We start from the raw sequence: 770 nt of genomic DNA, 5'->3' as shown, positions 1-770 counted from the left end.
GTGCCGGCTTAGCCCTGCCTCAAGGGCGCAGGGTGATCAATGTGCCCCGGTTCACCATCGCATAGATTTCTTCCATCTCGTCATTCTTGACGGCGATGCAGCCCGCGGTCCAGTCCGGCGTCTTTTTCGCACGCTTATATTCCGAGCGTCGATTGGGCTGGCCATGAATGAATATGTCCCCACCGGGATCGACACCCGCAGCCTTGGCCTGCGCGATGTCCTGCGAGTTGGGATAAGAAATACCCAGCGATAAATGAAAGCTGCTGCGCGGGTTGCGGCGGTCGATGAGATAGGTGCCTTCGGGTGTGCGGCCGTCCCCACGTTTGGTCTTGGTCCCGTCGGGCGCAAATCCCAAATCCACCTCGTATTCCCGCAGGATCTGCTCATTGTGCAAAAGATAGAGTTTGCGCGCGCCCTTGTTGACGACCAAAGAGGTCACCTCGGGACCATCATAGGTCAGAAATTTTGGGCTGGCTGAGGCACAAGCCGATAAGCTCAGCGTTGCCATTGCCCCCAATCCAAATGCTCGACGATCCATGTTTTCACTGCCTGCTGTTTTTTGGGAACTATTATGCCAAAAAAACAATAAACTGAAATCACTTTTTCATGTTCGACTGCTCAATTAAGTGGCGTTCGATGATTTCCAGCCGCTCCAGCACCTGATCGCGATAAGCATCGGTTTTCACTTCATCCTCGGCATGATGGGCGTCCTGCATCGAGTTCACGATCAGACCCACAAGCAAGTTCACCACCGCAAAGGTTGTGACCAT

At 53.9% G+C, this 770-nt stretch carries 1 protein-coding gene and 1 pseudogene; both read right to left on the bottom strand.

Going from position 1 to position 770, the window contains the following annotated elements:
- Positions 1–19: 19 nt before the first annotated feature.
- Positions 20–538 (bottom strand): L,D-transpeptidase family protein, encoded by a 519-nt coding sequence (locus ACR1XY_RS24670; RefSeq protein ID WP_170431482.1) that lies wholly within the window; start codon positions 536–538, stop codon positions 20–22.
- A gap of 58 nt (positions 539–596) precedes the next feature.
- Positions 597–770, bottom strand: a pseudogene (locus ACR1XY_RS24665) (ion transporter); the annotation flags it as partial.

The organism is Ruegeria sp. AD11(2025) (genome assembly GCF_056542405.1).
This window is presented reverse-complemented; position numbering and strand designations above follow the sequence as displayed.

What these genes read in the sequence shown, in the direction of transcription:
- ACR1XY_RS24670 (WP_170431482.1), bottom strand. Translation starts at nt 538, where the DNA reads ATGGATCGTCGAGCATTTGGATTGGGGGCAATGGCAACGCTGAGCTTA.